Source organism: Pseudomonas sp. GYB4201, assembly GCF_056312595.1.
Genome location: NZ_JBWGIG010000031.1, coordinates 58,771 through 81,662 on the forward strand (window position 1 = coordinate 58,771; position 22,892 = coordinate 81,662).

General features: G+C 66.2%; 20 protein-coding genes. 9 read left to right on the plus strand and 11 right to left on the minus strand.

The annotated features are described in order from the left end of the window. Positions 1-7: 7 nt before the first annotated feature. The 4 genes from AC0Z2B_RS24275 to AC0Z2B_RS24290 all read right to left on the minus strand — a co-directional run bounded on the left by AC0Z2B_RS24275 (position 8) and on the right by AC0Z2B_RS24290 (position 5,250). Positions 8-1,309 (minus strand): MFS transporter, encoded by a 1,302-nt coding sequence (locus AC0Z2B_RS24275; protein ID WP_476299962.1) that lies wholly within the window; start codon positions 1,307-1,309, stop codon positions 8-10. A gap of 381 nt (positions 1,310-1,690) precedes the next feature. Continuing rightward, entirely contained in the window at positions 1,691-2,611 is a 921-nt protein-coding gene (locus tag AC0Z2B_RS24280; protein ID WP_476299964.1) for a LysR family transcriptional regulator, read from the minus strand. Between the two features lie 91 nt (positions 2,612-2,702). After that, positions 2,703-3,956, minus strand: coding sequence for a serine hydroxymethyltransferase (glyA, locus tag AC0Z2B_RS24285; protein WP_476299966.1), 1,254 nt, complete (start codon positions 3,954-3,956; stop codon positions 2,703-2,705). Positions 3,957-4,176: 220 nt separating this feature from the next. Beyond that, complete coding sequence (locus AC0Z2B_RS24290) at positions 4,177-5,250, minus strand: AbrB family transcriptional regulator (RefSeq protein WP_476299968.1); 1,074 nt, start codon at positions 5,248-5,250, stop codon at positions 4,177-4,179. A gap of 115 nt (positions 5,251-5,365) precedes the next feature. Between AC0Z2B_RS24290 and AC0Z2B_RS24295 the strand changes: the two genes are divergently transcribed. Continuing rightward, the gene (locus tag AC0Z2B_RS24295; RefSeq protein ID WP_416426598.1) at positions 5,366-6,265 is read left to right on the plus strand and encodes a LysR family transcriptional regulator; all 900 of its coding nucleotides are present in this window, start codon (positions 5,366-5,368) and stop codon (positions 6,263-6,265) included. Here the strand turns inward: AC0Z2B_RS24295 and nadE are convergent. The 3 genes from nadE to AC0Z2B_RS24310 are packed head-to-tail and all read right to left on the minus strand — an operon-like array spanning position 6,262 to position 8,946. Then, on the minus strand, positions 6,262-7,089 hold the full coding sequence (nadE, locus tag AC0Z2B_RS24300; RefSeq protein ID WP_473004330.1) for an ammonia-dependent NAD(+) synthetase: 828 nt from the start codon (positions 7,087-7,089) through the stop codon (positions 6,262-6,264). The two genes, AC0Z2B_RS24295 and nadE, sit on opposite strands and share 4 nt — an antisense overlap. A gap of 22 nt (positions 7,090-7,111) precedes the next feature. Then, positions 7,112-8,305 (minus strand): nicotinate phosphoribosyltransferase, encoded by a 1,194-nt coding sequence (pncB, locus tag AC0Z2B_RS24305; RefSeq protein WP_416426596.1) that lies wholly within the window; start codon positions 8,303-8,305, stop codon positions 7,112-7,114. Positions 8,306-8,307: 2 nt separating this feature from the next. After that, positions 8,308-8,946 (minus strand): isochorismatase family protein, encoded by a 639-nt coding sequence (locus AC0Z2B_RS24310; protein WP_476299971.1) that lies wholly within the window; start codon positions 8,944-8,946, stop codon positions 8,308-8,310. Positions 8,947-9,139: 193 nt separating this feature from the next. On the opposite strand from AC0Z2B_RS24310, the gene AC0Z2B_RS24315 reads away from it, so the two are divergent. The 4 genes from AC0Z2B_RS24315 to AC0Z2B_RS24330 all read left to right on the plus strand — a co-directional run bounded on the left by AC0Z2B_RS24315 (position 9,140) and on the right by AC0Z2B_RS24330 (position 12,869). Next, a complete protein-coding gene (locus AC0Z2B_RS24315; protein WP_476299974.1) occupies positions 9,140-9,820 on the plus strand; it encodes an NUDIX hydrolase in 681 nt (226 codons plus the stop codon). An 84-nt stretch (positions 9,821-9,904) separates the two neighbouring features. Beyond that, positions 9,905-11,050 (plus strand): ABC transporter substrate-binding protein, encoded by a 1,146-nt coding sequence (locus AC0Z2B_RS24320; RefSeq protein ID WP_473004326.1) that lies wholly within the window; start codon positions 9,905-9,907, stop codon positions 11,048-11,050. Further along, positions 11,047-12,105, plus strand: a complete 1,059-nt coding sequence (locus AC0Z2B_RS24325; RefSeq protein WP_416426590.1) for a FecCD family ABC transporter permease — start codon at positions 11,047-11,049, stop codon at positions 12,103-12,105. Before AC0Z2B_RS24320 ends, AC0Z2B_RS24325 begins: the two co-directional genes overlap by 4 nt. Beyond that, the gene (locus tag AC0Z2B_RS24330; protein ID WP_476299976.1) at positions 12,105-12,869 is read left to right on the plus strand and encodes an ABC transporter ATP-binding protein; all 765 of its coding nucleotides are present in this window, start codon (positions 12,105-12,107) and stop codon (positions 12,867-12,869) included. Before AC0Z2B_RS24325 ends, AC0Z2B_RS24330 begins: the two co-directional genes overlap by 1 nt. 9 nt (positions 12,870-12,878) lie before the next feature. Here the strand turns inward: AC0Z2B_RS24330 and cmoB are convergent, their stop codons facing one another. The 4 genes from cmoB to lon all read right to left on the minus strand — a co-directional run bounded on the left by cmoB (position 12,879) and on the right by lon (position 17,656). Then, positions 12,879-13,835 carry a tRNA 5-methoxyuridine(34)/uridine 5-oxyacetic acid(34) synthase CmoB gene (cmoB, locus tag AC0Z2B_RS24335; RefSeq protein WP_476299978.1) on the minus strand — a complete coding sequence of 319 codons (957 nt, stop codon included), beginning with the start codon at positions 13,833-13,835 and terminating at the stop codon, positions 12,879-12,881. Next, positions 13,832-14,575 (minus strand): carboxy-S-adenosyl-L-methionine synthase CmoA, encoded by a 744-nt coding sequence (cmoA, locus tag AC0Z2B_RS24340; RefSeq protein ID WP_416426587.1) that lies wholly within the window; start codon positions 14,573-14,575, stop codon positions 13,832-13,834. Before cmoA ends, cmoB begins: the two co-directional genes overlap by 4 nt. A gap of 96 nt (positions 14,576-14,671) precedes the next feature. Then, positions 14,672-15,064, minus strand: a complete 393-nt coding sequence (locus AC0Z2B_RS24345; protein WP_476299981.1) for a protease inhibitor I42 family protein — start codon at positions 15,062-15,064, stop codon at positions 14,672-14,674. A gap of 174 nt (positions 15,065-15,238) precedes the next feature. After that, positions 15,239-17,656 (minus strand): endopeptidase La, encoded by a 2,418-nt coding sequence (gene lon / locus AC0Z2B_RS24350; RefSeq protein WP_416426585.1) that lies wholly within the window; start codon positions 17,654-17,656, stop codon positions 15,239-15,241. Positions 17,657-17,975: 319 nt separating this feature from the next. Here lon and AC0Z2B_RS24355 point away from each other — a divergent pair, with 319 nt between their 5' ends. Genes AC0Z2B_RS24355 through AC0Z2B_RS24370 form a run of 4 tightly spaced genes read left to right on the plus strand, consistent with a single transcriptional unit; the run spans position 17,976 to position 22,273 of the window. Beyond that, positions 17,976-18,653, plus strand: a complete 678-nt coding sequence (locus AC0Z2B_RS24355; protein ID WP_416426583.1) for a methylamine utilization protein — start codon at positions 17,976-17,978, stop codon at positions 18,651-18,653. Then, a complete protein-coding gene (locus AC0Z2B_RS24360) occupies positions 18,637-20,985 on the plus strand; it encodes a putative bifunctional diguanylate cyclase/phosphodiesterase (RefSeq protein WP_476299983.1) in 2,349 nt (782 codons plus the stop codon). The genes AC0Z2B_RS24355 and AC0Z2B_RS24360 overlap by 17 nt, the downstream gene beginning before the upstream one ends. 3 nt (positions 20,986-20,988) lie before the next feature. Then, positions 20,989-21,846: a DUF3034 family protein gene (locus AC0Z2B_RS24365; protein ID WP_416426579.1), complete on the plus strand. Its 858-nt coding sequence runs from the start codon at positions 20,989-20,991 to the stop codon at positions 21,844-21,846. 1 nt (position 21,847) lies between these two features. Further along, entirely contained in the window at positions 21,848-22,273 is a 426-nt protein-coding gene (locus tag AC0Z2B_RS24370) for a group I truncated hemoglobin (RefSeq protein ID WP_476299985.1), read from the plus strand. Positions 22,274-22,892: the final 619 nt, after the last annotated feature.

Genomic DNA, 22,892 nt, shown 5'->3' on the forward strand with positions numbered 1-22,892 from the left:
GGGAGGCTCAGGCGCGGCCCGGATGTTCCGGGAACAGGCGCAGGGCGATCAGGCTGAGGACGATAGTGGCCATCAGGTAGAAGGCCGGGGTCAAGGGGTTGCCGGTGAGGCCGATCAGCCAGGTCACCAGCAGGGGCGAGAAGCCGCCGAACAGGGTCACGCCGAAGCTGTAGATGATCGACAGGCCGGTGACCCGCTGCTCGCGCGGGAAGGCCTCCATCAGCATCGCCAGGCTGGCGCCGACGCCCACGGCCAGGGGCATGATCAGCAGGGTGATGGCCAGCATGCACAGCCAGGTGCTTTGCCCGCCCAGCAGCAGGAACGAGGGGTAGACGAACACCAGCGACAGGCCCGCCACCCAGTACAGCATGGGCTTGCGGCGCTGGAAGCGGTCGGCCTGGCGCGCGGCGATGGGCGGGATGATTGCCAGCAGGGCGCTGGCCAGGCCCACCAGGGCGAAGGCGAAGCTGCCTGGGTAGTGCAGGGTCTGCACCAGGTAGGTGGGCATGTAGAACACCACCATGTACATGGCCACGGTGGAAGCGGCCATCCACATGATGCCCAGCACCAGGGTGCGCTTGTGCTCGCCCAGCACCTGGCGCAGCGACGGCGTGTTGGCGGTCTCGGTGTGGGTTTCGTCCAGGTGCTGGCGAATGAACCAGCCCACCGGGCCGATCATCAGGCCGATCACGAACGGCACGCGCCAGCCCCAGCTTTGCAGGGCCTCGGGGCTCAGGTTGCTGCTCAGCAGCAGGCCGGTGAGGGCGCCCAGCAGCGCCGCCGCGCCCTGGCTGGCGCCCTGCCAGCTGACCATGAAGCAGCGGTTGTCGGTGCGCCCCGACTCCATCAGGAACGCCGAGGCGCTACCCACTTCGCCACCGGCCGACAGCCCTTGCAGCAGGCGGCCGAACACCAGCAGCAGGGTGGCGGCGATGCCGATGCTCGAATAGGTGGGGGTGAAGGCGATGATGCCGGTGCCCAGGGTCATCAGCGCGATGGTCAGCGACAGCGCCGCCTTGCGGCCCTTGCGGTCAGCCACGCGGCCGATCAGCACCGCGCCCAGCGGGCGCATCAGGAAGCCCACGGCGAAGGTCGCCAGGGACATCAGCAGCGAGGCCAGCGCCGATTCGCCGGGGAAGAACAGCTTGCCGATGATCACCGCGAAGAAGCTGTACACGGTGAAATCGTAGATCTCCAGGCCGTTGCCCAGGGACGAGGCAATCACCACGCGGCGCATCTTGCGCGCTTGCAGCGAGGCCTGGGCCGGGCTGGGTTGGAGGGGCAAATCACTGGCGGGGGTGCTCTTCATGGCGATGTTCCTGTACCCGGGATCGTGGTGGTCCGCAGTGTTGAACAGCGCCGGTGAAAGTGCACATCGCTTTTATGCAAGCCCCCAACCGTTGGTGCGGGTCAGGGGCGGCGTAGGAAATGGCAGGAGCGCAGGGTGGGCATTTTCGACTCGCGGTGCGCGAATGTGGTGCCCTCGAGGTGGGCAGATGGGTAACGCGAGACGCTCTCCAGACAGGGCGCCGGCATTTGCGTATCAGAACAAACCCCGTGGCAGAGGCCCCACCCGCCTCATCCAGCGCGCCGCGCAACCCCTTGCGCAATGCTCCACGTAGCAGCTGCCGCAGGCTGCGTCTGCAGACACCGCGGTGCCCAGGACGCCGCCTGCGGCAGCTGCTACGGGTTATACGATGGCGGGTTTGTTGGCGAGCTGCTCTTGCAGCTGGGCAAACAGCTGCCCGGCGGTCTTGGTCAGGTAGCTGCGGTTCACGCACACCAGGTTCACCGAGTATTCGGGCACCGGTTCCTGGATGTCGACCTTCAGCAGGTGCTTGGACATGTCGCTCAGGCCCACCAGGTCATGCCCCAGGGCCGGCTGGCTCATGATCATCACCGCGTCGCTGTCGATCAGCATCTTGATCGCCAGGTTCATGGCCGTGCACTCGAACACCTTGCGCGGGCGGCCCAGGGCACTGCCTTCGAACAGCTGGTTGAACTGGGACTGGCTGTCGGTGAGCGGGTCGACGCTGATCCAGTGCGCCTGCTGCAACAACCGCAGCGAGCGCACCATGCGCAGCGGATGGTCCTTGCGCACCACCACCACGCCGGGAATGCGGCACAGCGGCTGCCAGTCCAGGCCCACGGCGTTGGCCGGCACCTGGGAGGTCAGGGCGAAGTCCAGCAGGCCGTCGCGCAGGTGCTGCAGCAGCTGGGTGGGGCGCATTTCCAGCACCTTCAGCGTGGCGTTGGGGTAGCTGTGCTGGAAGTCCAGCAGGCTCTGCTTGAGCGGCTGTAGCAGGGCGGTGACGGGCGTCACGCCGATGGTGATCTCGCTCACCACCAGGCCCTTCATGTCTTCGATTTCCTGGCGCGCGCGGCGCACGCTTTCCAGCGCCTGGCGGGCGTGGCCGAGCATGCGCTGGCCGTATTCGGTGAGGGTCATGCCCTTGTTGGAGCGCACCAGCAAGGTAATGCCCAGCTCGTTTTCGAGTTCCTTGATGGCGCGGCTCAGGGCCGACTGGGTCAGGTGCAGCACTTGCGAGGCGTCTTGCAGGCTACCGGTTTCGTGGATGGAGACTAAAGCGCGAAGTTGATGCAGTTTCATTGTTATTCCCGACATGGGCCCGCAGGCCTGCTAGGTTGCCCTACTTGGCAGTTCTTCTGGGCGAAGTGTGCCAGAGGGCAACCCGGCGCGACTAGCGGCCGTATACCGGGAAGTCGCGGCTTAGTGCCGCAACCTGGGCGGCTACCTCGGCTTCCACGTCGGCATCGCCCAAATGATCCAGCACGTCGCAGATCCAGCCGGCCAGGCGCGTGCACTCCGCAGTGCCGAAGCCGCGGGTGGTGACCGCCGGGGTGCCGATGCGCAGGCCCGAGGTCACGAACGGCGACTGCGGGTCGTTGGGCACGGCGTTCTTGTTGACGGTGATGTGCACGCGGCCCAGGGCGGCGTCGGCGTCCTTGCCGGTGAGGCCGCGGCGGATCAGGCTGACCAGGAACAGGTGGTTGTCGGTGCCGCCGGACACCACGTCGTAGCCACGGGCCACGAACACTGCGGCCATGGCCTGGGCGTTGTCGATGACCTGCTGTTGATACGCCTTGAACCCGGGCGCCAGCGCCTCCTTGAAGCACACTGCCTTGCCGGCGATGACGTGCATCAGCGGGCCGCCCTGGCCGCCGGGGAACACCGCCGAGTCGAGCTTCTTCTCCAGGGCCGGGTTGCTGCGCGCCAGGATCAGGCCGCCACGGGGGCCGCGCAGGGTCTTGTGCGTGGTGGTGGTGACCACGTCGGCGTAGGGCAGCGGGTTGGGGTACAGGCCGGCGGCCACCAGCCCGGCGACGTGGGCCATGTCGACGAACAGGTAGGCGCCGACCTTGTCGGCGATGGCGCGGAAGCGGGCAAAGTCCAGGGTGCGCGAATAGGCCGAGAAACCGGCAATGATCATCTGCGGCTGGTGCTCCACGGCCAGGCGTTCCACCTCGTCGTAGTCGATCAGGCCCTGGTCGTCGATGCCGTATTGCACGGCGTTGTACAGCTTGCCGCTGAAGCTCACCTTGGCGCCGTGGGTCAGGTGCCCGCCGTGGGCCAGGCTCATGCCCAGCACCGTGTCGCCCGGTTGCAGCAGCGCCAGGAACACTGCGGCGTTGGCCTGGCTGCCCGAGTGCGGCTGCACGTTGGCGTAGTCGGCGCCGAACAGCTGCCTGGCGCGGTCGATGGCCAGTTGCTCGACCACGTCGACGAACTCACAGCCGCCGTAGTAGCGCTTGCCCGGGTAGCCTTCGGCGTATTTGTTGGTGAGCACCGAGCCCTGGGCCTCGATGACCTGCGGGCTGGTGTAGTTCTCGGAAGCGATCAGCTCGATGTGCTGCTCCTGGCGGCGCGCCTCCAGGGCGATGGCGTCGTGCAGGGCGGGGTCGAAATCGGCGAGGGTGAGGCTTTTGGAGAACATGGCGCGGTCCTTGTGTTCTGTTTGGAATGAGGTTGAACAGAGCAAGGGCAGTGCCAGAAATTAAATCTATATAAATCAATTAGTTATGGTTTTATAGTGTTTAAGGTTGGAATGAAATCATTACGGACGCAAAGCCACCGAGGTCCGATATCGCTCGGTAAGCCGGACGCTCGGTTCATTTCGTATTGATTTCATTCCTTCGGAGTGAAATCAATACAGTCTAGCGTTCCGACAACCGAATCACCCACCGCGCCAGCCACGCGCCGGTCACGATCACCCCGAACAGCCGCAGCGTCTGCATCGCCAGTACCAGCCCCACGTCCGAATGGGTGTCCACCGCGATGATCGCCATGGAGTCCAGGCCGCCCGGGCTGGTAGCCAGGTACACCGAGAGGAAGTCCTTGCCCAGCAGGTCCGCCACCAGCCACGCCGACAGCGCGCATAGCACGATCAGCAGCAGCGAGCCGCTGATCATCGCCGGCAGCCGCTTGAACACGTAGCGGATGGTGGTGCGGTCGAAACGCAGGCCCACGTAACAGCCCACCGTGGCGTAGGCCAGGCTCAGCACCGGCGCTGGCAGCACGATGTGGATCAGCCCGCACAGCTGCAGCACGCCGCCCAGCAGCAACGGCCCCAGCAAGGCGCCGGCCGGCAGGCGCGTGCCCAGCAGCACGCCGATGACGATCACCGCCAGGCTCAGGGCCAGGTCCAGCAGCGGCGCGCCCTGCAGGCTGACCACCGCGCCATGGGCCTGGGTGCCGCTGCCGTCGGCGCCCAGCAGGCGGCTGACCAGCGCGCCGATCATCACCACGCACACCACCCGCACGTACTGCATGGTGGCGACGATGCGGCCATCGGCGCCGTTGTCCTCGGCCATCGACACCATGGCCGAGGCGGCGCCGGGCGAAGTGCCCCAGGCCGCGGTGCGGGCGCCGATGCCGCCGTAGCGGGCCATCACCAGGCCCACCGCGGTGCTCAGCAGCACGGTGAGGGCGGTGGCGAACAGCATCACCGGCCAGGACTGCACCACGGCGGTCAGCACCGCCATGCTGATGGAATGCGCCACCAGCAGGCCGATGGTGCCCTGGCACAGGCGGAACGCCTGGCGGTGGATGCGCAGGGTGGTGCCGCACACGCCGAAGCCGATGGCCACCAGCATGGGGCCGACGAATTGCCCGGCGGGCAGTTGCAGGTGGTTGAGCAGTTGGCCGGCGCTGCCGGCAAGGAGGATCAAGGCGAACCACTGGGCCCAGGTGGGCCAGTAGCGTAGAGCGAGGGAAGGGGCACGCGACACGGTTTCAAGTCTCCAGGCGCCCTGGTCAAGGCAGGACGCGGAAGAATTATCGACCTGGCAACCGATCAAGTCTATTTTCTAATACTGATGAAACGATAACTGGCGGTTATGAATTATGGACCTGCGCGACCTCACCTATTTTGAAACCATCGCCGAGCTCGGCCACCTGGGCCGGGCCGCCGACAAGCTCAACCGCAGCCAGCCGGCGCTGACCAAGAGCATCCAGCGCCTGGAAGAATCCCTGGGCACCCAACTGTTCCGCCGCGAGGGCCGCGGCATCAAGCTCACCGACGTCGGCGAGCTGCTGCTGGCCCGTGGCCGCGAGCTGCGCCAGAGCATCGCCGAGACCGAGCGCGAGGTGAAGGACTTCGCCAGCGGCACGGTGGGCACCATTCGCCTGGGCTGCGCCGCGTCCATGGCCGACCACCTGCTGCCGCAGCTGACCGCGGCACTGCTGGAACGGGCGCCGGACATCACCCTGAACCTAACCATCGGCCAGGACGACGTGCTGCGCGAATCGCTGGTGGCGGGGCGCCTGGACCTGATCATCAGTTCGTTCATCGCCAGCGAAGGGCCGCTGGCCAGCTACCCGCTGCTGCGCGACGAGGCGGTGGTGGTGGCCAGCGCCAGCCACCCGATCTTCGACGGCCCCTACACCCTGGCCGACCTCAACCGTTACCGCTGGGTGCTGCCGGGGCCCACGGTGTCGTCGCGGCGCTGGCTGGACAACCTGTTCAGCAGCCGCGAGCTGCCGCCGCCGGTGGTGCAGGTGGAGAGCAACACGGTGTCGGTGCTGCCGCGGCTGATCGCCCACACGCACCTGCTCAGCTTCTTCTCGCGTGAGTCGCTGGAGCATGGCATTGGCATGAACCTGCTGCGCGAGGTGGAGCTGGCGGAGACCACGGTGACGCGCACCATGGGGGTCACGGTGCGCATCGATGGCTACCTGTCGCCGGCGGCGCAGGTGCTGCTGGCTTTGCTCAAGGAGCGCGGCCAGCACGTGCTGGCGGGTTAAGGCGCGAACGGCAGCTCGCGCTTGTGCTGGCTGTTGTCGTAGGTGCGGACGATGATGGCGTAGGCCTCGTCGCTCACCTTCAGGCCGTGCAGGAAGGCGTCGATCTGCGCGTAGGTGACGCCGTGGGCTTCTTCGTCGGGCTTGCCCGGGCGCAGCTCCTCGAGGTCGGCGGTGGGCACTTTTTCCACCAGGTTTTCCGGCGCGCCCAGGTGCCGGGCAATGGCCCGTACCTGGTGTTTCACCAGGCCGCTGAGCGGGGCCAGGTCGCAGGCGCCGTCGCCGAATTTGGTGAAGAAGCCCATCACCGCCTCGGCGGCGTGGTCGGTGCCGATCACCAGGCCGTTGTTGGCGTTGGCGATGGTGTACTGGGCCACCATGCGGATGCGCGCCTTGGTGTTGCCGATGACGAAGTCACGGCGGGCGTCGGTGAGGCCGTGCAGGTGGGCGACCTGCTCGGACAGGCCCAGCACGGCGCCGGCGATGTTCACGGTGTCTTCCACGTCGGCGCGGATGAACTGCATCGAGGCGGCGGCGTCGTGCTCGTCGTGCTGGATGTTGTACGGCAGGCGCACGGCAATGAATTTATAGCCCTGGTCGCCGGTTTCGGCGCGCAGTTCTTCCACCGACAGCTGGGCCAGGCGGCCGGCGGTCAGCGAGTCGACGCCGCCGCTGATGCCCAGCACCAGCACCTTGACGTGGGCGTTGCGCAGGCACTGCTTGATGAAGGCCTTGCGACGGTCGATTTCCGCTTCCAGCGCGGCAGCGTCGGCGAAGGGCGGCACCACGTTGAGGGCCTGGGCGATTTCGATTTGACGGTTGCTCATGTCGAACTCCTGAGGGTGCGATTCAGACGCGAAATACATGTTTGAGGTAGGTGACGAAGTTCTCGTCCAGGCACTGGGTCTTGCCTGGCGTGTCGGAAATCTTCGCCACCGGATGGCCGTTGCAGGCGGTCATCTTGATCACGATGTTCATGGGCTCGACCCCGGGTATGTCGCAGGTCAGGTTGGTGCCGATGCCGAAGCTTACATTGATCCGCCCGTGCAGCGCTCTATACAGTTCCAGCGCCTTGGGCAGGTTCAGGCCATCGGAGAAGATCAGGGTTTTGCTCAGCGGGTCGATGCCCAGGCTTTCATAGTGTTGGATGGCCTTTTCCGCCCACTGCAGCGGGTCGCCGGAATCATGGCGCAGGCCGTCGAAGAGCTTGGCGAAGTACAGGTCGAAGTCCTTGAGGAAGGCATTCATGGTGATGCAGTCGGTCAGGGCGATACCCAGCAGGCCACGGTATTCGCGCACCCAGCAGTCGAGGGCGGCGATCTGGCTGTCGATGAGGCGCGGGCCCAGTTGCTGGTGGGCCATGAACCACTCGTGGGCCATGGTGCCGATGGGCTTCACGTCCAGTTCGCGGGCCAGGTGTACGTTGCTGGTGCCGACGAAACGGCCGGGGAAGTCGCGCTTGAGGATGTGCACCACCTCTTCCTGCACCCGGTAGCTGAAGCGTCGGCGGGTGCCGAAGTCGGCCAGCTGGAAGCCGGCCAGTTCGCTGGCGCTGGCTTCGCCCTTGAGCCAGTCGAGCTTCTTGTACAGCTGCTCGCTGGCCTGCTCCATGACGATATTGCCGTAGCGCTGGCGGTTGCGCACCTCGCTGATGATCGCCAGCAGCGGGATCTCGTAGAGGATCACGTGCAGCCACGGCCCGCGCAGGCGAATGCACAGCTGGCCGGCTTCGACGCTGGTGTGCACGTAGCGCAGGTTGAAGCGGAACAGGCTGAGGAAGCGGATGAAGTCCGGCTTCATGAACGGAATGCGTTCGAGAAACGCCAGCTGGTCGTGGGTGATGGAAATGTCGGCCAGGCGCTCGATCTGGTAGCGGATCTCGGCCAGGTACGGGGTCAGGTCCTCGGCGTTGCGGCAGCGGAACTCCCACTCCACTTCGGCGTTGGGGTAGTTGTGCAGCACCGCCTGCATCATGGTCAGCTTGTAGAAGTCGGTGTCCAGCAGGTTCTGCACGATACGGTCGGCAAACACGCTCTCGGCCATGCTCAGGCCTCCTTGTTCACGGCAGCGGCCAGTTCAGCGGCGCTGGCGTAGAGTTCGATGCCCGCGGCCTGCATCTGCTGGCAGGCGGCGGTGGCAGTGGCTTGGGCGATGGCGCGGCAGGCAGGCAGGTACACGCCGACGCGGAAGCCGGCGTTGCGCAGTTGCAGGGCCGTGGTCTTCACGCAGTAGTCCAGCGCCAGGCCGCCCACCAGCACGAAACCCACCGCCTGCTGGCGCAGGAACTCGATAGCGCCGGTACTACGGGTGTCGGCCAGGTCGTGGTAGCAGGCGCCATAGGGGTGCAGGTCGGGTTCGATGCCTTTCCACACGAAGAAGTCGTAGTCCAGCGGCTTGGGTAGCTCGTCCAGCAGCTCGAAGCCGGCGGTGCCGGGCACGCAATGGCTGACCCAGGTGATGTCGGCGTTGGGCAGGGCCAGCGGCTGGAGCATTTTTTCCGGGCTGTCGACCACCCAGGCCGCTTGCGGCGAGTGGGCGTCCTTGCTGCCCAGGCGCAGGCTGGCGAAGCTGGCCAGGTGGTTGAGCGCCGCGCCGATCAGATGGCCTTCGGGCACCGGCAGCTCGGCCGGGCAGAGGGGGGTGAAGCCTTTCTGGGCGTCGATGTCGAAACTGGCGATCTTCATGGGGCAACTCCTTGCTTCGCTGTGCGTGACTACATATTCCACCTGATGTAATATGTGGTCAAGCAAATTTTGCCGCCCCGCAATCCTGTAGCCGCTGCCGCAGGCTGCGCTGGCCCGACGGGTCGCTGGAGATCTCCTGTGAGGCACAGGGCCAGCGCAGCCTTCGGCAGCGGCTACAGCGAGAAGGATGCCTATGAACAACGCGCAGATACTGGCCAGCGTCGACATCGTCGCCCTGCGCCTCAACCCGCAGCAGCGCCTGGAACTGCTGCTGATTCGCCGCGCCCGCGAGCCGTTCAAGGACCAGTGGGCGCTGCCCGGCGTGCTGGTGAACGGTCGCTGTGCCGACGCCAGCCTGGACGCGGCCGCTACCCGCGCCTTGGACGAGAAGGCGCGGGTGATGCCACGCCACCTGGAGCAGGTGGCCACCGTGGGCAGCGCCAGCCGCGACCCGCGTGGCTGGTCCATGAGCACCATCTACCTGGCGCTGCTGTGCCCGACCACGGCGCTGGACGGCGATGACCTGCGCTTCTTCGCCCTGGACGCCATCCCGGCGCTGCCCTTCGACCACGCCGAACTGGTGGCCCAGGCCCACGCCCGCCTGTCGGCGAAAGCGGTGTACACGGCCTTGCCGCTGCACCTGCTGCAACCGCGCTTCACCGTCACCGAGGCCCTGGCCGCGTTCGAGGCCAGCCTGGGCCAGGCGGTGCAGCACACCACCCTGCGCGGGCGCCTGGAACGTATGAAGGACAAGGGCTGGATCGTCGACACCGGGGAAAAGAACCGCCCGCCCATGGGCCGCCCGCAGACGCTGCTGGAGCACCGGCCAGAGCCGGGCAAGGTGTTCGTGTTCGACCGTAGTGTGCTGGTGTGAGCCACACCTGACACATGTTTCACGGAGTTAAGAATCATTGGCAGTTAAAATCGGCGGCGTTTTTCATCCGACCGAGGTGTCCCGATGCAACGCCGTGCAACCCGTTCCACCCGCGCCAAAGGCCTGCTGGCCGCCCTGGCCTTGAGCCTGTTCAGCCCGTTGCTGCTGGCGCAGACGGTCACCGACATCGCCGGGCGCACGGTGCAGGTGCCGGACAACCCCCAGCACGTGCTGCTGGGCGAGGGGCGGATGATCTACGCCATGGCGCTGCTGGAAGGCAAGCAGCCGTTCCAGCGCGTGGCCGGCTGGCAGGGTGAGCTGAGCTCGGTGGACAAGCCCGGCTACGACGCCTTCAAGGCCATTTACCCGGCCATCGCCAAGGTGCCGACCATTGGCACCACCTCCGAAGCCAGCGTCAGCGCCGAGAAGGTCCTGGCCCTGAACCCCGACGTGGCCATCTTCGGCATCGCCGGCCATGGCCCGAGCCTGGACAACCCCATCGTCAAGCAGCTGCAGGACGCCGGCGTGCCAGTGGTGTTCATCGACTTCCGCCAGCATCCGATGCAGAACACCGTGCCCAGCATGCGCCTGCTGGGCCAGGTGCTGCACCGCGAGCCCCAGGCCCAGGCCTACATCGATTTCTACCAGCAGCACCTCAAGCGCGTGCAGGATGTGGTTGGCAAGATCCCCCGCGAGCAGCGCCCCAGCGTGTTCATCGAGATGCTGGCCGGCGTCGGCAAGGGCGGCATTCCCTGCTGCCACACCGCCGGCAACGGCAACATGGGCGAGTTCATCGAGGCCGCCGGCGGCAACAACATCGCCGCCGGGCTGCTGCCGGGCATCATCGGTGACATCAACCTGGAAAAACTCATTGCCGCCGACCCGCGCTTCTACCTGGTCAGCGGGACCCGTGACAACAGCGCCACCGACGCCGGCTACAAGGCTGGCGGCGGCGTGAGCGTGGCCAACGCCCGCGCCAGCCTGCAGACCCTGGTGTCGCGCGAGGGCATCAACAGCCTTACCGCCGTGCGTGAAGGCCGGGTGCATGGCGTGTGGCACAACTTCTACAACTCGCCGCTGAACATCATGGCCATCGAAGCCATGGCCAAGTGGTTCTACCCGCAACAGTTCAAGGACCTCGACCCGCTGAAGACCCAGGCCGAGCTGCAGAAAATGTTGCCTGAAGACATCAGCGGCGCCTTCTGGGCCGACCTGAAGGCTGCGCCATGAACATGGAGGTTGCTACGCAGCAGGCGATCACCGACGACTACCAGCGCGTGCTGCGCCGGCGCCTGGTGCTGCTGGGGCTGTTCGCGGTGGCCATCGTCGCCTCGCTGCTGCTGGACTTCACCCTCGGGCCATCCGGCCTGACCCTGCACGACCTGTGGCAGACCCTGGTGCACAAGGCTTCGGTGAACCCCGGCCAGCAGGTGATCGTCTGGAGCATCCGCCTGCCCCAGGCGCTGATGGCGGTGCTGGTGGGCGCCGCCCTGGGCCTGGCCGGCGCCGAGATGCAGACCATCCTCAACAACCCGCTGGCCAGCCCGTTCACCCTGGGCGTGTCCCATGCCGCGGCGTTTGGCGCGGCGCTGGCGATCGTGCTCAACCTGGGCATTCCCGGCGTGCCGGACGAGTGGCTGGTGGCGATCAATGCCTTCATCTTCGCCTTGATCGCCACCCTGGCGCTGGACCTGCTGGCGCGCTGGCGCAAGGCTGACACCAGCGTGGTGGTGCTGTTCGGCATCGCCCTGGGCTTCACCTTTGGTGCGTTGGTATCGCTGATTCAGTTCGTGGCCACCGAGGACTCGCTGCAGGCCCTGGTGTTCTGGACCCTGGGCAGCCTGGCACGGGCCAGCTGGATGAAGGTCGGCCTGCTGGCGCTGGCCGTGGCGGTGGCCTTGCCCCTGGCCCTGCGCCGGGCCTGGCAGCTGACCGCGCTGCGCCTGGGTGAGGACCGCGCCGCCAGCTTCGGCATCGACGTCAAGCGCCTGCGCCTGGGCACCCTGCTGCGAGTCAGCGTGCTGTCGGCGCTGGCGGTGGCTTTCGTCGGCACCATCGGCTTCATCGGCCTGGTGGGCCCGCACATCGCGCGGCTGCTGTTCGGCGAGGACCATCGCTTCTACCTGCCGGGCAGCGCCCTGGCCGGCGCGTTGATCCTGTCGCTGGCCTCGGTGGCGTCGAAGAACATCATCCCCGGGGTGCTGATTCCGGTGGGTATCGTCACCTCGCTGGTGGGCATTCCCTTCTTCCTGTCCATCGTGCTGCGCCGCAGCGGAGGCCACTGATGCTTGAAGTACGGCAACTGGACGTCAGCTACGGCAAGCGTCGCATCATCGAGCAGCTGTCCCTGGCCGGCATCGGCCGTGGCCAGGTCACGGCGTTGCTGGGCCCCAACGGCTGCGGCAAGTCCACCCTGCTCAAGGCCATCGCCGGCCTGACGCCGGCCAGCGGCCAGGTGTTGCTGGCAGGCGACGACCTGCTCAAGGCCAGCTACGCCGCCCGCGCCGAGCGCGTGGTGTACCTGCCCCAGAGCCTGCCGGCCAGCGTGCACCTGCGGGTGTTCGAATCGTTGCTGGTGGCGCGCCGCGCCAGTGGCAACACCCCGCGCCAGCAGGACATCGACGAAGCGCAAGCGCTGCTGGAGCGGCTGGGCATCGCCCACCTGGCCATGAGCTTCCTCGACCAGCTGTCAGGCGGCCAGAAGCAACTGGTGGGCCTGGCCCAGGCGCTGATCCGCAAGCCGCTGCTGCTGTTGCTGGACGAGCCGCTGAGCGCGCTGGACCTCAACCACCAGTTCCACGTGATGGAGGTGATTGGCCAGGAGACCCGCGAGCGCGACATGGTGACCCTGATCGTGCTGCACGACATCAACATCAGCCTGCGCCAGACCGACCGAGTGCTGATGCTCAAGGGCGGGCGGTTGATTGCCCATGGGGCGCCGGCCGAGGTCATCGATGGTGATAGCCTGGCCGCGGTGTATGGCGTGCGCGGGCGGGTGGAGCGCTGCTCCCGGGGCACCGCGCAGGTGATGATCGACGGGTTGGTGTAGGGCCAGCGCTTATTTGCGCGCCTTGATCACCGCACGCATTGGCGCCGGCAGGCCTTCGATGGTGCGGCTGTGGTCGTTGGGGTCGAGGAAATCGCCCAGCGACTGGTATTTCATCCACTCGGTGCTGCGCTGTTCCTGCACGGTGGTCAGGCTGACGTCCACGCACTCGATGTCAGTGAAACCGGCGCGGCGCAGCCACAGTTCCAGGGCCGGCACCGAGGGCAGGAACCACACGTTGCGCATCTGCGCGTAGCGGTCCTCGGGCACCAGCACCTGGTGCTTGTCGCCTTCCACCACCAGGGTTTCCAGCACCAGTTCGCCGCCCTTCACCAGGCAGTCCTTCAGGGCCAGCAGGTGTTCGATGGGCGAGCGGCGGTGGTAGAACACACCCATGGAAAACACCGTGTCGAAGCCTTCCAGGTTCGCCGGCAGGTCCTCCAGGGCGAACGGCAGGTGCCAGGCCGGCAGGTCCGGCAGGTAGCGCTGCACGGCCTGGAACTGGCAGAAGAACAGCCAGTTGGGGTCCACGCCGATGACGCTGTCGGCGCCGGCGCCGAGCATGCGCCACTGGTAGTAGCCATTGCCGCAGCCCACGTCCAGCACGCGCTTGCCCTTGAGGTCGAGGTGCGGGGCCACCCGCGACCACTTCCAGTCCGAGCGCCATTCGGTGTCCACGTGCACGCCGAACAGATTGAACGGGCCCTTGCGCCAGGGCGACAGGCCCATCAGCGCGCTGTGCATCTGCGCGCGGGTGGCGTCGTCGCAGGCGCAGTCCAGGGTCAGGCTGCTGGCCAGCTCGACTTCGCTGGGCACCAGGGCGGGCAGGGCGTCCAGCGCCGCTTGCCAGCGCTCCAGGTCACCGTGGCCTTTTTCCATCTTGGCGTCGAGCTGGGCCTGCAGGCCCTCGCTCCACTTGGCCAGGGGCGTGCCCGCCATGCGGCGGACCAGGGGGGCTAGATCAATCATGGCAGGGCAATCAACGAGGCAAAGTTAAGGCATTGGAACCAGGGCACCACCTTGGAGAAACCGGCGGCCAGCAGGCGCTCGCGGTTTTCCTCCAGGCTGTCGGGCTTCATCACGTTTTCGATGGCGCTGCGCTTCTGGGCAATTTCCAGTTCGCTGTAGCCATTGGCACGCTTGAAGGCGATGTGCAGGTCGGTTAGCAGTTCGTGTTCCTGTTCATCGGCAAAGCGCAGCTTCTCCGACAGAATCAGTGCGCCTCCCGGCACCAGGGCCTGGCGGATGCGTTGCAGCAGGCCCAGGCGCTGGTCGGGGGCGATGAACTGCAGGGTGAAGTTCATGGCGATGACCGACGCCGGGGCGAAGTCCAGGCTGAGGATGTCGCCTTCGATGACCTGCACCGGCAGCAGCTCCTGGAACATCGAGTCCTGGGCGTTGAGGTATTCGCGGCAGCGCTCGACCATGGCGCTGGAATTGTCCACGGCGATCACCCGGCAGTCGTCGCTGCGCACGTGGCGGCGCAACGACTGGGTGACGGCGCCCAGGGAACTGCCCAGGTCGTACAGCGCGGTGTGCGGCTGGGCGAACTGCGCGGCCAGCACGCCGAGGTTCTCGACGATGGTCGGGTAGCCGGGCACCGAGCGCTTGATCATGTCCGGGAACACCCGCACCACGTCTTCGTTGAAGGCGAAGTCGGGCACCTGGGCCAGGGGCTGGGCGAAAAGGCGGTCGGGTTCTTTGCTCACGGCGGTTCCGGCGGGTCGGTAAAAAACGAAGGCCGGGATTTTACCGGGATTGGCGGTTTATTGCAGGTATGCCGGATGAATCGTCCGGCATCCGCATCATTTCACCGTAATGGAACAATCAAACACCTGCACCGGCTTCACCTCCGGCGCCCACGGCTGCTGCAACACCAGCAGCAAGTGCCCGTCGCCCGCGGCCTTGGCCTGGAAGCGCCACACCGACTGGCCGGCCGCGCCTACCAGGCCGGCGTCCTCGGGGTTGGTGTAGACCTCGGGGCTGAGCACCTGCAGCACGTTGGGCGCAGGGTTCTGCACCAGCCAGCGGTAGCCGGTGGTGGGGTTGCTGGGCAGGGCCAGGGTCAGGGTCTGGCCGGTGACCAGTTTCAATGGGCATTGGCTTTGCTTGGCCAGGTCGACGTTGTGCGTCGGTTGCTGGGCGCAGGCGGCCAGCAGCGCAAGGCTGGCAAGCAGGAGGAGGCGGGCAGCGGTCATGGACGGCTCCAGGTGAACGGGATGGCCGTCAGCATAACTGAAGATGTGCATCATGGCGCACAGCTGTAGCCGCTGCCGCAGGCTGCGCTGGCCCTGGGGTTCACCGAATATCTTCAGCGAGGCAGAGGGCCAGCGCAGCCTGGCGGCAGCGGCTACAGATTGCGTGCGGCGGACTTAGAACAGCACCTTGGCTACATCAGCAAAACGCTTGGCGAAGTGCACCGTCAGCCCCTGCTTGAGGTAATCGGGCAGCTCCTCGAAGTTGCCACGGTTGGCCTCCGGCAGGATCAGTTCGTTGATCTTCTGCCGGCGCGCGGCGATGACTTTCTCGCGCACCCCGCCAATGGGCAGTACGTGCCCGGTCAGGGTCAGTTCGCCGGTCATGGCCACGCCTTTCTTCGGCGCCTGGTCGCGGGCCAGGGACAGCAGGGCGCTGGCCATGGTCACGCCGGCGCTGGGGCCGTCCTTGGGCGTGGCGCCCTCGGGCACGTGCAGGTGCACGAAGGCCTCGTCGAAGAAGGTGGTGTCGGCGCCGAACTGCTTGAGGTTGGAGCTGATGTAGCTGTGGGCGATCTCCGCCGACTCCTTCATCACCTCGCCCAACTGCCCGGTCAGCTTGAAGCCGCGGTTGTGGGTGTGGATGCGCGTGGCCTCGATGGGCAGCGTGGCGCCGCCCATGCTGGTCCAGGCAAGGCCGGTGATCACGCCCTTGCCCGACAGCACCTGTTCGCTGCGGAACACCGGCATGCCCAGCGAGGCTTCCAGGTCCTTGGGCCCCAGCTTGATGACCTGGTCCGGCTCATCCAGCAGTTTCACCACGGCCTTGCGCACCAGCTTGCCCAGCTGTTTCTCCAGCTGGCGCACGCCGGCTTCGCGGGCATAACCTTCGATGACCGCGCGCAGGGCGCTGTCGCTGATGCTCAGCTTGCTCTTGTCGACGCCGGCCTTTTCCAGCTGCTTGGGCCACAGGTGGCGCTTGGCGATGGCCAGCTTTTCCTCGGTGATGTAGCCCGACAGGCGAATCACTTCCATGCGGTCCAGCAACGGCCCGGGGATGGAGTCCAGGGTGTTGGCGGTGCACACGAACAGCACCTTGGACAGGTCCAGGCGCAGGTCCAGGTAGTGGTCGAGGAAATCGACGTTCTGTTCCGGGTCCAGGGTTTCCAGCAGCGCCGAGGCCGGGTCGCCCTGGTAGCTCTGGCCCATCTTGTCGATCTCGTCGAGCATGATCACCGGGTTCATCACCTCCACGTCCTTCAGCGCCTGCACCAGCTTGCCCGGCTGGGCGCCGATGTAGGTGCGGCGGTGGCCCTTGATCTCGGCCTCGTCGCGCATGCCGCCGACGCTGAAGCGGTAGAACGGCCGCCCCAGGGATTCGGCGATGGACTTGCCGACGCTGGTCTTGCCCACGCCCGGCGGGCCCACCAGTAGCACGATGGAGCCGCTGATCTCGCCCTTGTAGGCGCCCACGGCGAGGAATTCGAGGATGCGGCTCTTGATGTCATCCAGGCCGGCGTGGTGCTGGTCCATCACCTTGCGGGCGAACTTGAGGTCCAGCTTGTCCTTGCCGTACACGCCCCAGGGCAGGGCGGTGGCCCATTCCAGGTAGTTGCGGGTGACGGCGTATTCCGGCGAGCCGGTCTCCAGGATGGCCAGCTTGCCCATTTCCTCGTCGATGCGCTTCTGCGCCTGGGCGGGCAGGGTCTTGCCTTCCAGGCGCTGCTGGAACTGTTCGAGGTCGGCGCTGCGGTCGTCCTTGGTCAGGCCCAGCTCCTGCTGGATGACCTTGAGCTGCTCCTTCAGGAAGAATTCGCGCTGGTGCTCGCCGATCTGCCGGTTCACCTCGGCGGAGATCTCTTTCTGCAGCCGCGCCACTTCCACTTCCTTGCGCAGCATGGGCAGCACTTTTTCCATGCGCTTGAGCATCGGCACGCAGTCCAGCACCTGTTGCAGCTCGGCGCCGGTGGCCGAGGTCAGGGCGGCGGCGAAGTCGGTGAGCGGCGACGGGTCGTTGGGGCTGAAGCGGTTGAGGTAGTTCTTCAGCTCCTCGCTGTACAGCGGGTTCAGCGGCAGCAGTTCCTTGATCGCGTTGATCAGGGCCATGCCGTAGGCCTTCACCTCGTCGGTGGGCTCGGCGGGCTGGTGCGGGTATTCGACTTCCACCAGGTAAGGCGGGCGATGGTGCTTGAGCCAGGAGCGGATGCGCACCCGCGACAGGCCCTGGGCCACGAACTGCAGCTTGCCGTTCTCGCGGCTGGCGTGGTGGATCTTCACCAGGGTGCCGTACAGCGGCAGGTTGGAGGTGTCCAGGTGGCGGGTGTCCTGGGGCGTCTCCATGAAGAACAGCGCCAGCGAGTGGTGCGGCTCCTTGGCTACCAGGTCGAGGGTCTCGGCCCAGGGCTCCTCGTTGACGATGACCGGCAGCACCTGGGCCGGGAAGAACGGCCGGTTGTGGATCGGGATGATGTAGACCTTGTCCGGCAGGTTCTGGTCGGGCAAGGCCAGCTCGGTGCTGGAATGGGGCGAATGCTCGATGTGCTCGTGGTCCGGCTGCTCGTTCGGGTGTTCGGGGAAATCCTGCTGGTCGCTCATGGGGCACCTGCGCAAATGACTATGGCGGTTAGATGGGGCAGATGCCCGGTGGTTTCAATGGCGGCACTCCAGCTTTACCAAAAGCTGACGATAACCTTCATATACCCACCGGCACGTGCACATGAGCTGTGTTGCAGGCCACGGAATAGACGTTCAAGTGCTATTCTCGCGGCCTGGCTCGCCGCCTTTCGTCGGGAAAATTCAGTGATGGCTATTTGCCTCTTTTTTCCGCGTGATCTCTTTGTCCGGTACGGTTAATCTGCCGGAGCACGCGATTGCCAAGGCTGGCGCATTCTGATTTCTGACCTTGGGTGCCGCTATGGCGAAATTGTTCAAGCATGTTGCTGCAACGCTGCTGGGCCTGGGTATGGCCGCCGCGTGCGTGGCCGCGCCATTGAAGGTGCAAATCGTCGACCCCGCCGGCAAGCCGCTGCCGGGCGCGGTGCTCAGCCTGCAAGGGCAGGGCCCGGGCAACGCCGCGCCGAACGCCGACATGGACCAGGTCAAGCAGGAGTTCGTGCCCCACGTGCTGGCCGTGCACACCGGCACCAACATCAAGTTTCCCAACAGCGACAACATCCGCCACCAGGTGTATTCGTTCTCAACCCCCAAGCGTTTCGAACTACGCTTGTACGAAGGGACGCCGACCAAGCCACTGCTGTTCGACAAACCCGGGGTAGTGGTGCTGGGTTGCAACATTCATGACTGGATGCTGGGTTATATCTACGTGACCGATGATCCGTGGTTTGCCGTCAGTGGTGCCGACGGCAGCCTGAGCCTGGACGTGCCGCCAGGCCATTATCAGGTCACCCTGTGGCACCCGCAGTTGCCCGACATGCAGACCGTCAGCGGTGGCGCCATCGACGTCGCCGCCAGCGGCCTGCAGCGTTCCTGGAACCTCACGGTGACGCCGCCTGCGGCCGACACCCCCCATGCTCCTGAAACGAGTGGCTTCGGCGATGCCTTCAATAAAGCTGTCCGTGAAACTGAGAAGTAGTTTCCAGGCACGCATCGCCTGCGTGCTCATCCTGTTGCTGCTGGTGGTGATCGCCGCGCTGACCCTGTCGGTGAAGCTGGCCACCACCGATGCGGTGCGGGGCCAGGCTGCCGATCAGCTGCAGCTGGGTGCGCGGGTGTTCGAGCGCCTGCTCGACGCCCGTGGCAAGCGCCTCAAGGACGCCGCGCAGCTGCTGGCCGCCGACTTCGGCTTCCGCGACGCCGTGGCCAGCGGCGACTCGGCGACCATTCGCTCGGCCCTGGCCAACCATGGCTCGCGTATTGGCGCCAGCGACATGATCCTGCTGGGCATGGACGGCAAGGTCATGGCCAGCACCGTGGCGGGGCTTGCGGATGGCACGGCGTTCCGTTTCGACCAGGCGCTGCGCGACGCGCGGCGGCAGAACCAGGCCATGCTGATCGTGCCCCTGGGGGGCGAGCCGCACCTGCTGGTGGAGGCACCGGTGATGGCGCCGCTGCCCATCGGCCGGGTGGTGGTGGGCTTCGTCATGGACGACGCGCTGGCCCAGGAACTGCACAGCCTGACCAACCTGCAGGTGTCGTTCCTGTCCCGTGACGGCGGGCAACTGGGCCGGCTGGTCAGCACCCAGCCGCCCGCGCTGCTGCCGTCGATTACCGAGTGGATGCTGGCCAACGGCGCCAGCCACCAGGTGTCGCTGGCCAGCCACGACCAGCGCCGCTACCTCAGCCAGCCGCTGATGCTCGATGACAACGACGGCGGCCAGGTCATCGCTTTGCTGCAAAGCCCGCTGGACGACGCCCTGCACGCCTTCGCGACGCTGGACAACACCATTCTGGTGATCGCCCTGGCGGCGCTGGCCGCGTCCCTGGCCGGCGCCCTGCTGCTGGCGCGCAGCGTGTCGCAGCCAGTGGAAGTGCTGGCCCAGGCGGCCCAGCGCATCGGCAACGGCGACTACCAGAGCCCGGTGCACCTGGAGCGCCGCGACGAACTAGGGGTGCTGGCCAAGGCCTTCAACCACATGCGCGAGGGCATCGCCGAGCGCGAACTGCAGCTGGCGCACAACGCCCTGCACGACAGCCTCACCGGCCTGCCCAACCGCACCCTGGCCATGGAACGCCTGAGCAGCGCCATCGCCGCCAACCGGCCCATGGCCCTGCTGTACCTGGGCGTGGACAACCTGCGGGCGCTGAGCGAAGGCGCCGGCCCGGCGTTCGTCGACGGCCTGTTGAAACAGGTCAGCCAGCGCCTGCAGGCCACCCTGACGCCCGGCGACACCCTGGCGCACCTGATCGCCGACGAATTCCTGCTGCTGTTGGAGCACACCGACAGCGACAGCGCCGTGGCCCGCGCGGACAAACTACAGCAGTTGCTGCTCAAGCCGCACCGCTTCAACGGCCACGACGTGGCCCTGGACTGCCGCATCGGCATCGCCGCGTTCCCCGCCGATGGCGCCAACGCCGAGGAGCTGCTGGGCCGCGCCGCCGTGGCCCTCAAGGACGCCTCGCAGATGCCCGGCCGCCTGCAGGTCTACGAGCAGGGCCGCGACCTGGCGCACCAGCGCCAGATCCGCCTGATCCGCGACCTGCGCCGCGCCGCCGACAACGGCGAGCTGTTGCTCAACTACCAACCCAAGCTGGACATCCGCCAGGGCCAGGTGCGCCAGGCCGAGGCGCTGTTGCGCTGGCACCACCCGCAGCTGGGCATCGTCTCGCCCGGCGAGTTCATCGAACTGGCGGAGCGCACCGGCAGCATCCAGATCCTGACCCGCTGGGTGATCGAGGAAGGCATCCGCCAGCTCAGCGAATGGAACGGCCGCGGCCTGCGCGTGCAGCTGTCGCTGAATATCTCCGCCGACGACTTGCTGGGCCAGGACCTGGCCGAACGCGTCTCGGCGCTGCTCAAGGTGTACGACGTGCCGGCCGGGCAGCTGATTTTCGAGATCACCGAAAGCGCCATCATGCGCGAGCCGGAGTCGGCGCTTAAAGTGCTGTACCGCCTGCGCGAATGTGGCATCAGCCTGTCGGTGGACGACTTCGGCACCGGCTACTCGTCCCTGGCGCACCTCAAGCGCCTGCCGGTGCAGGAGTTGAAGATCGACCAGTCGTTCGTGCGCAACCTGGATGAAACCAGCGAAGACGCGGTGATCGTGCGTTCCACCATCGAGATGAGCCACAACCTGGGGCTCAAGGTGGTGGCCGAGGGCGTCGAATACGAACACAGCCTGCGCCTGCTGGAGCGCTGGCACTGCGACACGGCCCAGGGCTACCTGATCAGCCGCCCGCTTACCGCCATGGCCTTCGAGGCCTGGCTCAAGCAACCCCTGCCTTCATTGTCTGCCATGGTCCACTGAAATATGACCCGTCGATTGTCCCTGTTGCTGTGTTCGTTGTGCCTGTCCTCGGTCGCCGTCGCGGACCAGGGGCGCCTGTTGGCCACCGGTGGCGCCTCCAGCCTGGATGGCGCCGCGGGTGGCGGCATCAACCCCTGGGCGGTGCTGGCCGGCTATGGCGAGCAGGGCGAGTGGGGCGCCACGGCGTTCGGCACCCACGTCGACCTGCCCGACTACAACCTGGACGTGGTGGGCCTGGCGGCCAGCTACGACAACCGCGTGGAAGTCTCCTACGCGCACCAGCGCTTCGACCTCGGCACCCTGGGGCACAAGCTCGACCTGCCCCAGAGCAGCCTGGGCCAGGACATCTTCGGGGTGAAGGTGCGCCTGTTTGGCGACCTGATCTACGACCAGTTGCCCCAGGTGTCCCTGGGCCTTGAGTACAAGCACGACAACAACTTCGAAATTCCGCAGATGGTCGGCGCCAGGCGCGACTCCGACGTGGAAGGCTACCTGGCCGCCAGCCGGCTGTTCCTGGGCGGCGCGTTCGGCTACGACCTGCTGGTGAACGGCAACCTGCGCTACAGCCGCGCCAACGAACTGGGCGTGCTGGGCTTTGGCGGCGACCGCCGCGACACCCGCAGCGTGCTCAAGGAGGGTTCGGTGGCGGTGCTGTTCAACCCGCGCTGGGCAGTGGGCCTGGAATACAAGGAAAAGCCTGACAACCTGTCGTTCTCCGGCGAGAGCGACTGGGCCGACCTGTTCGTGGGCTGGTTCCCCAACAAGCACGTGTCCGTGGTGCTGGCCTACGCGCGCCTGGGCGAAATCGCCACCTTGGACAACCAGAACGGCACGTACCTGTCGATCCAGGGGAGCTACTGACATGCGCCGCCTGTTGCTTGCCACCGCCTTGCTGCTCGGCGCCTGCACCGCCAACACCCAGCCGCCCAAGAACGACAGCCTCTACCGCGACCTGGGGGCCAAGCCTGGCATTACCCGGATCGTCGAGGGCATGCTGCTGCACATCGCCCACGACGAGCGCATCGTCGAGCATTTCCGCAACGTCAACATCACCCGCCTGCGCGACAAGCTGATCGAGCAGTTCTGCGTCGAGGCGGGCGGGCCGTGCACCTACACCGGCGACACCATGGCCGAGTCGCACAAGGGCCAGCACCTGACCCGCAGTGATTTCAACGCGCTGGTGGAGGACCTGATCAAGGCCATGGAAGACCAGGGCGTGCCGGTGACGGCGCAGAACCGGTTGATTGCGCGGTTGGCGCCGATGCGTGGGGAAGTGATCGAGAAGTGACTTTGGCAAGTCACGCAGCCACAGCCAGAGCACAGCCACGGCGGCACCGCAAACCCGCTTTTGATCTTGATCCCGTGCGGCCTTTGATCTTGATTGTGTGCCCCATAAAGCGCCAGGGCCGACTGGAGGCGTCGGCCAAGCGGTCCACGGCGTAGCCGGGGAAGACGGAACCGGAGGCGCTTCTATTCCGGGCCGTCGGCCGCTTGGGCGACGCCGGAGGGAGGGGACCCGCAGCGAAGCGTAGGGACCAAGCAGGGGCAAGCCTTTTTTGGTTACTTTTTGAGGCGTTTGTCAAAAAGTGACCCGGCGTAAGGCCGGAAAGGTGATTCTGCATCACCCTCGGTAATGGATATGGTCACAGATTTGGTATCCCGCTTCGGCGATTCCGAACATATCCATTTTCGTGGTGCGACCACCGACCGTTTCGCCCTTACGGCGACTCACTTTTTTTCAAACGCCAAAAAAAGTAAGCAAAAAACGCTTGCCCCTGCTTGGGCCCTACGCTGCGCTACGGGTCCCCTCCTTCCGGCGTCGCTCAACGGGCAGACGGCACCCGCTATAGAAGCCTGCGGGTTACCGTCTCTTCGGCCTACGGCCTCGGCCCTTCGGGCAGCCCGTT

Excerpts from the sequence above, each read along its gene's own strand:
- AC0Z2B_RS24355 (WP_416426583.1), top strand. The coding sequence starts at position 17,976 with ATGGCGAAATTGTTCAAGCATGTTGCTGCAACGCTGCTGGGCCTGGGT.
- AC0Z2B_RS24370 (WP_476299985.1), top strand. The coding sequence starts at position 21,848 with ATGCGCCGCCTGTTGCTTGCCACCGCCTTGCTGCTCGGCGCCTGCACC.
- AC0Z2B_RS24330 (WP_476299976.1), top strand. The coding sequence starts at position 12,105 with ATGCTTGAAGTACGGCAACTGGACGTCAGCTACGGCAAGCGTCGCATC.
- AC0Z2B_RS24295 (WP_416426598.1), top strand. The coding sequence starts at position 5,366 with ATGGACCTGCGCGACCTCACCTATTTTGAAACCATCGCCGAGCTCGGC.
- lon (WP_416426585.1), bottom strand. The coding sequence starts at position 17,656 with ATGAGCGACCAGCAGGATTTCCCCGAACACCCGAACGAGCAGCCGGAC.
- AC0Z2B_RS24275 (WP_476299962.1), bottom strand. The coding sequence starts at position 1,309 with ATGAAGAGCACCCCCGCCAGTGATTTGCCCCTCCAACCCAGCCCGGCC.
- AC0Z2B_RS24365 (WP_416426579.1), top strand. The coding sequence starts at position 20,989 with ATGACCCGTCGATTGTCCCTGTTGCTGTGTTCGTTGTGCCTGTCCTCG.
- AC0Z2B_RS24310 (WP_476299971.1), bottom strand. The coding sequence starts at position 8,946 with ATGAAGATCGCCAGTTTCGACATCGACGCCCAGAAAGGCTTCACCCCC.
- cmoB (WP_476299978.1), bottom strand. The coding sequence starts at position 13,835 with ATGATTGATCTAGCCCCCCTGGTCCGCCGCATGGCGGGCACGCCCCTG.
- glyA (WP_476299966.1), bottom strand. The coding sequence starts at position 3,956 with ATGTTCTCCAAAAGCCTCACCCTCGCCGATTTCGACCCCGCCCTGCAC.
- AC0Z2B_RS24315 (WP_476299974.1), top strand. The coding sequence starts at position 9,140 with ATGAACAACGCGCAGATACTGGCCAGCGTCGACATCGTCGCCCTGCGC.
- nadE (WP_473004330.1), bottom strand. The coding sequence starts at position 7,089 with ATGAGCAACCGTCAAATCGAAATCGCCCAGGCCCTCAACGTGGTGCCG.
- AC0Z2B_RS24325 (WP_416426590.1), top strand. The coding sequence starts at position 11,047 with ATGAACATGGAGGTTGCTACGCAGCAGGCGATCACCGACGACTACCAG.
- AC0Z2B_RS24280 (WP_476299964.1), bottom strand. The coding sequence starts at position 2,611 with ATGAAACTGCATCAACTTCGCGCTTTAGTCTCCATCCACGAAACCGGT.
- pncB (WP_416426596.1), bottom strand. The coding sequence starts at position 8,305 with ATGGCCGAGAGCGTGTTTGCCGACCGTATCGTGCAGAACCTGCTGGAC.
- AC0Z2B_RS24320 (WP_473004326.1), top strand. The coding sequence starts at position 9,905 with ATGCAACGCCGTGCAACCCGTTCCACCCGCGCCAAAGGCCTGCTGGCC.
- AC0Z2B_RS24345 (WP_476299981.1), bottom strand. The coding sequence starts at position 15,064 with ATGACCGCTGCCCGCCTCCTCCTGCTTGCCAGCCTTGCGCTGCTGGCC.